At 66.4% G+C, this 12,415-nt stretch carries 9 protein-coding genes, 1 tRNA gene and 1 pseudogene; 5 read left to right on the top strand and 6 right to left on the bottom strand.

Translation table 11 applies throughout. The annotated features are described in order from the left end of the window. Positions 1 to 199: pseudogene (locus NP3_RS48945) on the top strand (short-chain dehydrogenase); the annotation flags it as partial. Between the two features lie 403 nt (positions 200 to 602). On the opposite strand, the gene NP3_RS06525 reads toward NP3_RS48945, so the two are convergent. From NP3_RS06525 to amaB, 4 genes are all read right to left on the bottom strand, one after another. Next, positions 603 to 4,070 (bottom strand): indolepyruvate ferredoxin oxidoreductase family protein, encoded by a 3,468-nt coding sequence (locus NP3_RS06525; RefSeq protein WP_063038780.1) that lies wholly within the window; start codon positions 4,068 to 4,070, stop codon positions 603 to 605. A gap of 580 nt (positions 4,071 to 4,650) precedes the next feature. Continuing rightward, positions 4,651 to 5,130, bottom strand: a complete 480-nt coding sequence (locus tag NP3_RS46510) for a DUF3761 domain-containing protein (RefSeq protein ID WP_084508277.1) — start codon at positions 5,128 to 5,130, stop codon at positions 4,651 to 4,653. A 175-nt stretch (positions 5,131 to 5,305) separates the two neighbouring features. Then, positions 5,306 to 5,379, bottom strand: a tRNA-Met gene (locus tag NP3_RS06515). Between the two features lie 166 nt (positions 5,380 to 5,545). Next, entirely contained in the window at positions 5,546 to 7,075 is a 1,530-nt protein-coding gene (gene amaB, locus NP3_RS06510; RefSeq protein WP_063038772.1) for an L-piperidine-6-carboxylate dehydrogenase, read from the bottom strand. 109 nt (positions 7,076 to 7,184) lie between these two features. Here amaB and NP3_RS06505 point away from each other — a divergent pair, with 109 nt between their 5' ends. The 3 genes from NP3_RS06505 to NP3_RS06495 all read left to right on the top strand — a co-directional run bounded on the left by NP3_RS06505 (position 7,185) and on the right by NP3_RS06495 (position 10,428). Beyond that, positions 7,185 to 7,637: an Lrp/AsnC family transcriptional regulator gene (locus tag NP3_RS06505; RefSeq protein ID WP_040686931.1), complete on the top strand. Its 453-nt coding sequence runs from the start codon at positions 7,185 to 7,187 to the stop codon at positions 7,635 to 7,637. Between the two features lie 64 nt (positions 7,638 to 7,701). Then, the gene (lat, locus tag NP3_RS06500; RefSeq protein WP_084508275.1) at positions 7,702 to 9,051 is read left to right on the top strand and encodes an L-lysine 6-transaminase; all 1,350 of its coding nucleotides are present in this window, start codon (positions 7,702 to 7,704) and stop codon (positions 9,049 to 9,051) included. A 165-nt stretch (positions 9,052 to 9,216) separates the two neighbouring features. After that, entirely contained in the window at positions 9,217 to 10,428 is a 1,212-nt protein-coding gene (locus NP3_RS06495) for a YVTN family beta-propeller repeat protein (protein ID WP_063038776.1), read from the top strand. Positions 10,429 to 10,441: 13 nt separating this feature from the next. Here NP3_RS06495 and NP3_RS06490 read toward each other — a convergent pair whose 3' ends face one another. Then, positions 10,442 to 10,780 (bottom strand): hypothetical protein, encoded by a 339-nt coding sequence (locus NP3_RS06490; protein WP_063038770.1) that lies wholly within the window; start codon positions 10,778 to 10,780, stop codon positions 10,442 to 10,444. Then, a complete protein-coding gene (locus tag NP3_RS06485) occupies positions 10,780 to 11,193 on the bottom strand; it encodes a DUF1707 SHOCT-like domain-containing protein (protein ID WP_063038768.1) in 414 nt (137 codons plus the stop codon). Before NP3_RS06485 ends, NP3_RS06490 begins: the two co-directional genes overlap by 1 nt. Before the next feature lie 195 nt (positions 11,194 to 11,388). Between NP3_RS06485 and NP3_RS06480 the strand changes: the two genes are divergently transcribed. Continuing rightward, the coding region (locus NP3_RS06480) for a serine/threonine-protein kinase (RefSeq protein ID WP_157124157.1) at positions 11,389 to 12,415 on the top strand (1,027 nt) is incomplete at its 3' end.

Here is a 12,415-nt window from a genome sequence, read left to right as displayed (position 1 = left end):
CCTGCAAACCTGCGAAACCCGCAAGGCCGAGGTAGCCGTTCCGAACTACCTGGGCCCCATCGACATAGCCCTGGCCGCCGCCCCCGAACGCGCGGTCCGCCTCGTTCGCCGACTCCTCGACGGCAACCGCGCCCTGCACCCCGCCGACTCCGAAACCCGCGCGCAATACGAACAGCAGGTCCGTTCGATCACCGAATAGCCGAAACTTATCCACAGCCTCGCAGCCAGTGCGGCGTCGAAGCCCATCGAGCGCAGTCATTTGACGGTACCGCTTGGCGTGTCCTGCCGCGTTTCGACTGCGCTCGGCGAGCGAGCTGGACCTGATACGCGGCAACCTATCTGGACGGGGGCACTAGCCCCGATTTCGGTGCGGAAGGCGCGCGAAGATGCCTTGCGCGCGCTCGGCTGGATCGTCATCCGCCGGTGGCAAGACCTGGACCATCCCGCCCGATGGCTGCGGCTCCGCAGCAGAAATCGTCCGTCCCACACGATGCCTCGGCACCTGACCCCGGACTTTCCGTAGCTGGACCCCATCTCGCGACCTGGCACCCCCGTATGTGGGATACCAGGTGCGGAGACGGGGTGCCAGGTCGGTGCGGCTGCTAGAGGTGCGGGGGCTTGATGCCGAGGTCCTGGAGGCTGTTTCGGTAGAGCTCGACATTGGCGAGTTTGATGTCCTCGTAGCCGCGGACCAGGTCGGGGAGTGCGGCGGCTCGGGTGGCGCGATCGTAGTCGGCTGGGTCGAGGTCGGTGGCCAGGGTGGTCACCATTTCCGTGTAGTGGGCGAGCAAGGCGCGTTCGACGCGGCGGACGTGGGCGTAGCCGAAGGGGTCGAACTTTGTGCCGCGCAGGCGCTTTCCTTTGGCGAGAACGCGCAGGGCGAGGTGGCCGCGGGGGCCGAGGCCGATCTTCTTCTTGCGTCCCATGGCGCGCAGGATCGGCGGGTGCAGGCGGTAGGTGAGGTTGGCGCCGTCGGGGAGCTGTTCGCTGACCTGGTCGAGGAAGGCGGGGTCGGTCAAGCGCCGGGCCACCTCGTACTCGTCCTTGTAAGCGGTGAACTTGTAGAGGCCGCGGGCCACTTGCTCGCTGAACTCGGTGCGATCGGTGACGTGTTGCTCTGCCTCCCAAATGCGTTGCACGGCACGGATATAGTCGCGCGCGACGCGTACGTCCTGGAAGCCGATCAGCTCGACGGCACGCAGTTCGAGCAGCCGCCTGGTCTCACCTGTCGCTGTCACGCCGTCGAAGAGGTCTGCCGGAATGGCGATCTCGGCGCGCTTGTGCGTCTTTCGCGCGGTGACAGCGGCGAACTCGTCCGGCCCCGCGATCGCCACCCGGCCCCATCGGAATGCCGCGATATTGGCATGCACCGCAACGCCGTTGATCTCGATGGCCTCTTCGATCGCCGACGCGGGTATGCGCAGGCCACCGATCTGGTAGGCGGCGCCGACGAGCAGGAAGTTGGCGGCCGCGGTATTGCCGAACAGCACCTCGGCCGCGGTCAGTGCGTCGAACGATCGCACTGAACGCGACACCTGTTCGAGCCGGGAAAGCAGTTCGCGCTCTTCGGGATACGCGACGGACTTGTCGTAGACCATTTCGCCGGTCGCGGTCTTGCTGGTCGACGCGACGGACAGGGTGGTCTGCTTCGACCCGTAGGTCAGATTCTTGCTATCGGTGGCGGCGAGCAGGTCGAACGCGATGATGCAATCGGCCGAACCCGGTGTCAGGCGGTTCGCCGGTTCCAATTCGCCACTCGCGAACCGCAGGTGCGATACGACCGGTCCGGCCTTCTGACTCAGGCCGATCTGGTCCAGACTCGCCACCTCGTACCCGGCGCGCAACGCCGCGGTCGCGAGCACCTGGTTTACCGTCACGATTCCGGTGCCGCCGATACCGGCGAGGAATACGTTCTGGGTCGTCGCCGGTGCATCGTTCGACAGGTCGGGCAGTACCGGTGGCTCAGGGCGCCGAGTTGGCTTGCGCTTCTCGGCCTTCGCTGGAAGCTCGACCGTTACGAACGAGGGGCAATCGCCGTCCATGCAGCTGTAGTCGGTATTGCACGAGGTCTGATCGATACGGGTCTTGCGGCCGAATTCGGTATCTACCGGCTGCACCGAAAGGCAGTTGCTCTTGACGCCGCAGTCGCCGCAGCCCTCGCAGACCGCCTCGTTGATGACCACCCGGGTGCGCCGGACCGGCAGCGTGCCCCGCTTGCGCTGACGGCGCGCGTCGGCGGCGCAGTGCTGGTCGTAGATGAGCACGGTCACGCCGGGGATCTCGCGCAGGGTGCGCTGGGCTTCGTCGAGCCGATCCCGGTGCCAGAGCAGGGTTCCGGCGGCGAGGTCGCGCTTGCGGTACTTCTTGGGTTCATCGGCGCAGATGATGATCTGCCGCACGCCCTCGGTGGTGAGTTTGTGGGTCAGCCTGGGCACCGCGAGTGCGCCCTCGGCGTCCTGCGCGCCGGTCATCGCGACGACATCGTTGTAGAGCAGCTTGTAGGTGATGTTCACGCCCGCGGCGATACACGCCTGCACGGCGAGTTGTCCGGAGTGGAAATACGTTCCGTCACCGATGTTCTGGAACAGATGCGGCACCGAGGTGAACGGGGCTTGACCGATCCACTGCGCACCCTCGCCGCCCATCTGGGTCAGTCCGGTCACCTTGCTGTCTTCGCGGCCGGACATGGTCACCATGGTGTGGCAGCCGATGCCGCCACCGGCGATCGACCCTTCCGGCACGGCGGTGGAACGGTTGTGCGGACAACCGCTACAGAAGTAGGCGGCCCGCTTGGCGGGCAGAACCGCAAGCGACAGTGGCTGCGGCAAGGGACGTTTCATCTCCAGCCGACCCTGGAGCGCGCGGCGCAGCGGTGCCACGATCCGGCCCGCAGTGAGCTCGCCGTCCTGTGCGAACAGCGGCCGGTGCTCGGCATCGCGCTTGCCGATGATCTGTGGCGCATCGGAAGTGCCGTACAGGATTTCGCGTATCTGTGTTTCGATGAACGCGGTCTTGTCCTCGACGACGACGATCCGCTCGAGCCCATCGGCGAATTGCCGGACCCGCTCGGGTGCAATGGGATACGGCATGCCGATGCGCAGCAGCCGGACCCCGGCGCGATGCAGCGCGTCATCATCGACGCCGAGATCGATCAGCGCCTGGCGCACGGCGTCGAATGTGGTTCCGGTGGCGGCGATGCCGAGCTGGGCGCGCGCCGGATTCACCTCGATGACGTCGAGTTCATTGAGCGCGCTATAGGCCTGCACCATTTTCCAGCGCGGCCCGTACAGATCGGCCTCGGCGAGCACGCTGTCCGTCGGCGCGGCCATCGGCCGCTGGAGATAGGTGAACGGCCTGCCCTCCCACTCGATCTCGGGGACGGTGATGTCGATATCGCCGACCGAGCCGTCGACTGTCCACGCGCCGTCGGCGACATCGGCGACGATCTTCAGCGCGACCAGGCATCCCGATGCCCGCGAGAGCGCGACACCGTGCAGACCCATCGTGATGATCTCGCGGGCGTTGCGCGGAAACAGCACCGGAATACCCATTGCTGCCAGCGAACGCTCACTCACCGCAGGGACGGTCGAAGACTTGGAAGCCGGATCATCGCCGACCAGCAACAGGACACCGCCACGGGCATTCGCGCCGTACATATTGGCGTGCCGCAGTGCGTCCGTCGCGCGATCGAGACCGGGGCCCTTGCCGTACCAGACTCCGACAATGCCGTCATGCGTCGCCGCGCCCGCGGGCAGATCCGCTTGGCTGCCCCACACTGAGGTCGCCGCGAGTTCCTCGTTGAAGCCGGGAACGAAGGAAATATCGTGCTCGGCCAGTACATTCGGCATCCCGTTGAGCATCTTGTCGACGCCGCCCAGCGGGCTGCCCTGGTATCCGGATACGAAGGTGCCGACCCGGCGTCCGGCGCGCAGATCACGAACATGCTGCTCGACCAGCTGTCGAGCAATCGCCTGGACGCCGGTGAGGACAACGGTGCCCGCGCCGACGCGATAGCGGTCGGCCAGGTCATAGGGGGCTGGGATCAGTTCGCGGTCCGCGAGCTCGGTCATGTAGTCCACCCGTCCGCGAGGCGCCGATCGGGCGCTTCGCTTCGTTGAGCATTTCTAGCGGCCATCCTGTACTTGAAGAGCTGAACGCACAACTGACGTGCGACACGCTGAGCAGAATGCTCAATCTGAAGCTCTCCTGGTGGGCACGAGCTGAGCAGGATGCGAGGTGAAATGTGACCCCGGCCACGCGAGCTGGAACTATTGCATCACGCCACCGGACGACCCGGGCAAGTTCGTCCGCTCCAGGGGAGCTCACGCGCCCGCCGAGTCCGGGGCCCAGGCAAAGTTCGCGGGCCGCCAGGTGAGTTCACGTGCGCTGGGGGCTCGTGTGTGCCAAGCGAATTCGCGTACCGAGCGAGGTCAGGCGGGCCGGGTGAATTCGTGCGGGCAGCGCGAGTTCATGGGGCAGCGCGAGTTCATGCGGAGCCGGTAGGTTCGCGACCCCGGCACCCTTGTGGGAACTGGGCACCCCTTGCATGGGGTGCCCAGTTAGAAGGCAGGGTTTCCGATACGCCCATCACGGTGTGCGGGAGGCTCAGGTGTGCCGCATCCGCAGGGGCGCTGCTGCGGTGGCCGGGAGTTACAACCAGGCCGCTACGCCGCCGTGGTGGGAGCAGGTGCCGGAGCGGTGCTGGCTGTAGCTGTAGGTGCCGTCGGTGCAGCGAGCGGTGGCTCCGGGCGGGGCGGCTGGAGCGGACTGGGGGCGGTGGACACATTGGTTGTCCGAGTTGAGGTAAGAGTCGTTGCCGCAGGACGGTTGGGATTGGGCGAGCGGGGCGGCTGCCACGGGTGGTGCCGAGGCGATCGGTGCGGGCGGTACGGGGGCCGCCGCAGGTGGTGCCACCGAGGTGGTCGTCGGTGCGGTCGTCGGAGCTGCGGTGGTCGGCTGCGGTGACGTTGTCGCAACCGGTGTCGAGGCGACCTCGGACGTGGTGATCGACGCCGTCGCAGCGCTGAGGCCGGGGCCGCTCGATTGCGGCGCGCAGCCTGTGAGCAGCAGTGTGAGCGCACCCGCGAGTGCGAGTCCGGTGCCGACGAGAGTGTTGACGCGGTTACTCATGTTCCCCTACTGAGATGCTGCCAGGCCGGTCTAAAGGTTTGGGCGCCTGGGTTACTCGCTCAATCGGCCTGGCATACATCCCGTTACCGACACTCCAGGCGACTCGCCGCAGAGCGCAATCGACGAAAAAACGTCCAGGCCAGTCGGTTTGGAACCGACTGGCCTGGACGAACAGTGGCAGGGGCAGGATTCGAACCTGCGACCTCTGGGTTATGAGCCCAGCGAGCTACCTAGCTGCTCCACCCCGCGTCGTACGAGCAACGTTACGTCGATGCCGGTCGTCCGCGCGAGCGATTATTGGTTCTGCCGTACATGCGTGAGCGACGTGCAGCGCGCGCTTCCCGCTATTCGGCGCGGCCACCGTTCTCTGCGACGACATCGCCGAGGTACGCCGGAGGGCGGGACAGATTGCGGCTCAGCCGAATTGGATGCCCTGGGCAAGTGGCAGCTGATCGGAGTAGTTGACGGTGTTGGTCGCGCGCCGCATGTACGCCTTCCACGAGTCCGACCCGGATTCCCGTCCACCGCCGGTCTGCTTCTCCCCGCCGAACGCGCCGCCGATCTCCGCGCCGGAGGTGCCGATATTGACGTTGGCGATGCCGCAGTCGGAGCCGTCGGCGGCGAGGAAGCGTTCGGCCTCGCGCTGGTCGGCGGTGAAGACGGCCGAGGAAAGGCCTTGCGGCACACCGTTGTGCAGGTCGATGGCTGCGTCGAAGTCGCGGTAGGTGAGCACGTACAGGATCGGCGCGAAGGTTTCCTCGCGGACCACGGCGGTCTGGGCGGGCATACGCACGATCGCCGGACGCACGTAAAAGGCGTCGTCGCCGAAACCGTCGACTCGCTCACCGCCGCAGACCAATTCGCCGCCATCGGCGAGCGCACGATCGATCGCCGCACGCATCGCTGCGTAGGCGCGGCCGTTGATCAGCGGGCCGACGAGCACACCGTCGTCGAGCGGATTGCCGACGCGCAGTTGTCGATACGCCCCGGCCACGCGGTCCAGCAGCGGCCCGACGACATCGGCGTGCACGATCAACCGACGCAAGGTCGTACAGCGCTGTCCGGCCGTACCCGCCGCCGCGAATACGATGCCGCGCGCCGCCAGCTCCAGATCCGCCGTGGGCGTGACGATCGCGCCGTTGTTACCGCCCAACTCCAGCAGGCATCGCCCGAACCGAGCGGCCACCCGCGGCGCCACCGTGCGGCCCATCCGGACCGAACCGGTCGCGCTCACCAGCGCGACCCGCTCGTCCTCGACCAGCCGGGACCCGACCTCCGCGCCACCTTGAATCAGTTGATGCACTTCGGGATCCGCGCCGACATCGGCCGCGGCGCGGCGCAGCAGCGTATGGCAGGCCAGCGCCGTCAGCGGTGTCGTCTCCGACGGCTTCCACACCACGGTGTCGCCGCAGACCAGCGCGAGGGCGGTATTCCACGCCCACACCGCGACCGGGAAGTTGAATGCCGAGATGACCCCGACCACGCCGAGCGGATGCCAGGTCTCCATCAGCCGATGTCCGGGCCGCTCCGAGGGCATGGTCTTGCCGTAGAGCTGGCGCGACAGACCGATCGCGAATTCGCAGATATCGATCATTTCCTGCACCTCGCCGACGGCCTCCGCGGCGATCTTCCCCGCCTCCAGGGTGACCAACTCGCCGAGTTCGGCCTTGTGCGCGGTGAGCAGTTCGGCCAGTCGCCGCACCACCCCGGCCCGCACCGGCGCGGGTACGGTGCGCCAGCCGCGGAAGGCCGCCGCCGCCCGCTCGATCGCCGCGTCGGCGGCGTCGGGGGAATCGGCGGGCAGGGTCATGAGCATGCCGCCGGTGATCGGCGTCCGTGCGGGCAGCTCGCCCGCTACCGGTGTCGGCGCGCCGAGTGTGTGCAGCAGTCCGGCTGCCCGGGTTGCCAGGTTCTCGGTCAGGTGGTCGTCGAGCGTATCTGTCATCGGTTGCTCCGCTTTAGCTTTGGGTCGGCGAACAATATCGGATGGGTACGGTGCGTTAACGAGCAGAAGTTTTTGCCACGAGTAGCCCCCGCTGGGTTAGCCTTCGCTGATGGCGGATACACCGGCAAGACCCGTACTCGATGACATCGATCGCCTGCTGATTCGTGAACTGATGGCCGATGGTCGCGCCACCCTGTCGAATCTGGCCGAAAAGGCGAGCTTATCGGTCTCGGCTGTGCAGTCGCGGGTCCGCAGACTAGAGGCGCGCGGGGTGATCCGTGGCTATACCGCGCATGTCGATCCCGAGGCGCTCGGGCAACTGTTGTCGGCATTCGTCGCCATCACTCCTCTCGACCCCTCGCAACCCGATGACGCGCCCGCCGTGCTGCAACATATCCCGGGGATCGAGGCATGCCACTCGGTGGCCGGTGACGAGAGTTACGTGTTGCTGGTGCGGGTGGCCTCTCCTCGGCACCTCGAGCAGTTGCTACAGGAGATCAGGGCGACCGCCAACGTGCGAACTCGAAGCACCATCATCTTGCAGACATTCTACGACAGGTAGCCTCTGACCGTAATTCCTCCGTTATTCCGTAGAACTTTCGTAAAGATTTACGTACCCTACGGGTGTGACCATCGAACTGGAGCGCACCCGCGCGGGGAGTGGCACTGCACCGGTCACCCCCGCCTCCCGGGTACACGAGATCCTGTCGGCACACATCCTCGCCGACGGATTCGACCTGGTGCTGGATCTACGGAAATCCCGTGGCTGCCTGATCGTCGATGAACGAGACGGCAGCTCCTACCTCGACATGTTCGGCTTCTTCGCCTCGAATGCCCTCGGCATGAACCATCCCGCCCTGGCCGAGGACGAAGAGTTCCGTGCGGAACTGAGCGTCGCGGCGCTCAACAAGCCGAGCAACTCCGATATCTACACCGTCGAGATGGCCCGCTTCGTCGAAACTTTCGTGCGGGTGCTGGGCGATATCCGGCTACCGCACCTGTTCTTCATCGACGGCGGCGGACTGGCGGTGGAGAACGCGCTCAAGGTCGCGTTCGACTGGAAAAGCAGGCATAACGAATCCCACGGGCGCGCACCGGAACTCGGCACCAAGGTGCTGCACCTGACCGGAGCGTTCCACGGCCGCACCGGTTACACCATGTCGCTGACCAACACCGACCCGGTGAAGACGGCCCGCTTTCCCAAGTTCGATTGGCCGCGCATCGATGCGCCGTTCCTGGCCAATGGTGTCGACATCGCCGCCGCCGAAGCGCACGCGCTCGACCAGGCCCGCCACGCCTTCGCTGAAAACCCGCACGACATAGCATGTTTCATCGCCGAACCGATCCAGGGCGAAGGCGGCGACCGGCATATGCGCCCGGAGTTCCTGCAGGCCGTGCAGGGGCTTTGTCACGAGAACGACGCGCTGTTCATCCTCGACGAGGTGCAGACCGGCGTCGGCATGACCGGAAGCACTTGGGCCTACCAGCAACTCGGGCTCGAGCCCGATATTGTCGCGTTCGGCAAGAAGACCCAGGTCTGCGGCATCATGGCGGGCGGACGCGTGGACGAGGTGCCCGACAACGTCTTCGTGGTCAGCTCTCGGATCAATTCCACCTGGGGCGGCAATCTCACCGATATGGTGCGGACCCGGCGCATCCTCGAGGTGTTCGAGCGCGATGAGCTGATCGAGCGGTCCCGGCCGCTCGGCGCGCACCTGCTGCGGCGTCTGGAACAGCTTGCGGGCGACCACCCTCGGGTTACCGAACCGCGCGGACGCGGCTTGATGTGTGCCATCACGCTGGCCTCGGCCGAACTGCGGGACGAGGTGCTGACCGCGCTGCGGGAACGCGAGCATGTGCTGATTCTCGGCACCGGCGAACGGGGCATCCGGTTCCGGCCGCCGCTCACCGTTACCGAATCGGAGTTGGATGCCGTGGTCGATGCGCTCGATCGGGTGCTCAACGACGCCGGATAGTTATCCGACCGCAAACGGAAGTTTGACTGTCCGAGTACGCATTTCCGGATGATTCGGGCAATCCGTCGCGCACCGGGCGGCGATTGCTGTGGAATCCGGGCGCCAGCGCCTAGGCTTCGCACCCATGTCATCTCGTCTTCACCACCTCCTGGCACGGTGCAGCGCGTGAACCGACAGCGCGATCACCGAACCTGCGCACCACTGCTCGCCTCGCTGACCGTCCTCGTGACGGTCGCGGGGTGCGCCCCGAGCGAGGCCGGAACGGTGGGTGTGACGACTGTGCCGCCCACCACGGTCGCCGCCCCGACCAGCGCGGCACCGCCGCGGCTGGAGAATCTGCTACCCGGCATGCCGCCGCCGTTGTCGCCGACCGACGTCTATGCCGCGAATCGGGAGTTGAGCCCGGCGGTGGCCGATCATCGGCCCCTGGTCTACGTGCCGAACAGCGAATCGCATTCGGTTTCGGTGATCGACCCGGCAACCTTCCAGGTGATCGACAATTTCCCGGCCGGTGGTCGCGAACCCCAGCATGTGGTGCCGTCCTATGACATGCAGACGCTGTATGTCACCAATGATCTGCCGATCGGCGGGGGCACCCTGCTGCCGATCGATCCACGCACCGGCAAACCAGGCGAGGCCTTCCCGGTGCGCGACCCCTACAACATGTACTACACACCGGATGGCCGATACGCGCTGGTCGTCGCCGAGGCGGATAAGTCGCTGGACTTCTACGATCCGCACACCTGGCAGAAGGTGCACGCCCTCGCGGTGCCCGACTGCGCGGGCGTCGACCATATGGACTTCACAGCCGACGGTCGATTCGCCCTGGTCAGTTGTGAATTCATCGGCCGCATGCTGGTTTTCGATGTGGCCGAGCGCGAGGTGGTCAAGATGATCGACCTGCCGGGCGGTCGTGGTGGCATGCCGCAGGACGTCAAGCTGTCCCCGGACGGGCGCACCTTCTTCATCGCCGATATGGTCGCGGACGGCATCTACACCATTGACGCATCATCCTGGGAGAACACAGGTTTCGTGCCGACCGGCAAAGGTACGCACGGCCTGTATGTCACTCGCGACTCCAAACAGATGCTCATCACCAACCGGCGCGAGGGCAGCATCTCCGTCTGGGATTTCGCCGCGAATGCACTGGTGCGCAAGTGGTTCATTCCGGGCGGCGGCAGTCCTGATATGGGCAACCTCTCCGCGGACGGCCGCGTTTTCTGGGTATCGGGTCGAAACCACGCTGAGGTGTACGCCATCGATATCGAGAACTGGAACCTGTTGGCGCGCATACCCGTTGGGCGTGGGGCGCACGGACTCACCATATGGCCGCAGCCGGGCCGCTACTCCACCGGACATACCGGTGTGATGCGCTGAGCCGGCTTCCGGCTCAAGGGAGCCGGAGGCCGAGGCCGCCCGCTACGAAACGGCGAACCGCGGTGGTGCCGGTTTCGAGGGCGGGCTCGTAACCGGGGCGGGCCCAGCCGGTGAGTTCGGCGGTGTTGTCCGCCCCGGGCGTCACGACGATTTCGGCGACCAGTTCGGCGGTGGTGGGTTCGCAGACGGCCCAGGAGAAGTGGGATTCGTCCGCCCACTGCCCGGTGCGGAGGGCGACGTAGTTCGGATCGGTGATGCCGCCGTCGGCGAGGGCGGGGCGGTCATCGATGCGATCGTCGGCGCGCAGGGCACGCAGGTACCAGGTGCCCGCATTGATCTCGACGGGCTCCATCAGTCCTCCAGCCCCCTGCGGCGGCGACGGTCACGTGGGCGGCGGCGTTGGTGCTCGTGCCGACCGCCGAACAGCAGTGCGCCCGCGAGCGGGATGGCGAGGAACCAGAGCCAGCTGCCGGTGACGAAGAAGAGGATGACGGCGAGGATCGGGATCACCGCCATCGCCCGCTCCGGCCACTCTGCGATGAACCCGGAGTCGCGCTTGGCGGGCGCCGCGGCGACAGGGGCGGGCTCGGGCAGGTCGACGAAGACTTTATCCAGGTCGCCGCGAGTCAGCGCGGCCGCGACCACGGCACTGCGCTCATCGAACTCCGCAACGCTGAGCCGCCCGGCGGCGAAATGATCGGACAGGCGCTGCATCGCTTGCTCACGCTCCGCGGTGCCGATGCGAATCTCGGGCAGGTCACTCATAACAGCAAGGCTAGCGGCTTTTACTGAACGCTCCCGCGCCACCGCATCGACGTCGTGCTCGTCGAATTTCGCGACGCCGAGCGGGCCCGTTGCGTCATGATCGCCTCTGCCGCCGGAACCGATTCGTGGAATCTGTAATGCCGGTGTGGATTTCGGGTAGCTAAAAGACGAACGGAAGGTAGTAGGAGGTTCGACATGGGCAAGACGTGGTTCGGCCACTACCGCCTCGATCGATTGCTCGGCACCGGTGGTACCGGGCAGGTCTGGCTCGCCCGGGATACGGTCGCGGACCGCGCCGTCGCCCTGAAGGTGCTGGCCAGCTCGCACGCCGCGGATCCGACCTGCCGACTGCGGTTCACCAGGGAGGCTCGCCTGGCGGCCCAGGCCCCCGGACCGCATCGGGTTCCGATCCACGCCTTCGGCGAACTCGACGGCCGTCTCTATATCGACATGGAGTTCATCGAGGGCACCGATGTCAGCGCATTACTGCGGGACGCCGGGCCGCTGGATCCGGCGCGTGCCGTGGCGATCATCGCGCAGACCGCGATGGCGCTCGATGCCATGCACCGGGTCGGCCTTGTGCACCGCGACGTCAAACCGTCCAACATCATGGTGGGCCCGACGGGGTCGGTCCATCTGATCGACTTCGGCATCGCACATCGCATTGATCAGCCCGCGATCACGGCCCACGGCAACGTGGTCGGCACCCTGGCATATATGGCACCGGAACGTTTCGACGGTGTCGCCGACGCGCCCGCGGACCAATACTCACTGGCCTGCGTTCTGTACGAATGCCTCACCGGCCAAAGACCTTTCGGCAATGTCGATTCCCCGCAGCAACTGCGCGCCCACCTGCTGACCGCCCCACCCAGCGCCACCACCCTGAACCCCGCTGTACCCGCGACCATGGACGCCGTCATCACCCGCGCTATGGCCAAGGACCCGAGCCAACGCTATTCCAGCGCAGGCGAATTCGCCTGCGCGGCGTATGCCGCGGTGACCGGCCGCGAGGCCTCGACGGTCGAGATCGCCGCGGAAACTGTGCCGACAAACTATGGCCTGTCCGAGCCATGGCGTGCGGCCGAGTCGCTCGGCGCCGGGTCACGCGTGGCGGAGTCTGCCGGTGAGCCGATGCGGGCTGCCGGTGAGCCGATGCGGGTCGCTGAGTCAGCAGCTGCCTCGATGGGGGCCTTTGGGTCCGCAGGTGAGCAGATGCGAGATG

It is taken from the genome of Nocardia pseudovaccinii NBRC 100343, from assembly GCF_001613225.1.
Lineage (GTDB): Bacteria > Actinomycetota > Actinomycetes > Mycobacteriales > Mycobacteriaceae > Nocardia > Nocardia pseudovaccinii.
Note: the sequence above shows the minus strand (reverse complement) of the source record. Positions and strands in the feature narration are given on the sequence as shown.

What these genes read in the sequence shown, in the direction of transcription:
- NP3_RS46510 (WP_084508277.1), bottom strand. Translation starts at nt 5,130, where the DNA reads ATGAGTAACCGCGTCAACACTCTCGTCGGCACCGGACTCGCACTCGCG.
- NP3_RS06525 (WP_063038780.1), bottom strand. Translation starts at nt 4,070, where the DNA reads ATGACCGAGCTCGCGGACCGCGAACTGATCCCAGCCCCCTATGACCTG.
- NP3_RS06490 (WP_063038770.1), bottom strand. Translation starts at nt 10,780, where the DNA reads ATGGAGCCCGTCGAGATCAATGCGGGCACCTGGTACCTGCGTGCCCTG.
- amaB (WP_063038772.1), bottom strand. Translation starts at nt 7,075, where the DNA reads ATGACAGATACGCTCGACGACCACCTGACCGAGAACCTGGCAACCCGG.
- NP3_RS06505 (WP_040686931.1), top strand. Translation starts at nt 7,185, where the DNA reads ATGGCGGATACACCGGCAAGACCCGTACTCGATGACATCGATCGCCTG.
- NP3_RS06485 (WP_063038768.1), bottom strand. Translation starts at nt 11,193, where the DNA reads ATGAGTGACCTGCCCGAGATTCGCATCGGCACCGCGGAGCGTGAGCAA.